Origin of the sequence: Thermococcus sp. LS1 (assembly GCF_012027395.1) — an archaeon.
In the GTDB taxonomy this organism is placed as follows: domain Archaea; phylum Methanobacteriota_B; class Thermococci; order Thermococcales; family Thermococcaceae; genus Thermococcus.
The window spans coordinates 1-248 of record NZ_SNUJ01000025.1 but is presented as its reverse complement, the minus strand read 5'-3'; the positions used below and the strand labels follow the sequence as shown (position 1 = coordinate 248).

At 52.0% G+C, this 248-nt stretch carries 1 protein-coding gene; it reads left to right on the top strand.

The window, feature by feature from the left end; genetic code table 11:
* A partial coding sequence (locus E3E26_RS11070; protein WP_167901371.1) for a biotin/lipoyl-containing protein occupies positions 1-248 on the top strand: 248 nt, incomplete at both ends.

Sequence of the window (248 nt, the reverse complement as noted above, 5' to 3'; positions counted from 1 at the left end):
GCTCCCGCTCCTGTTCCGGCGCCAGCAGCGCCGACTCCAGCGCCAACAGGTGAGGGGGTTGTAACTGCTCCAATGCCGGGTAAAATTCTTAGAGTACTCGTTAAAGAAGGCGATCAAGTCAAAACCGGCCAAGGACTACTCATCCTCGAGGCAATGAAAATGGAAAACGAAATCCCAGCACCAAAAGACGGAGTAGTAAAGAAAATCCTCATCAAAGAAGGCCAAACCGTCGACACCGGACAACCACT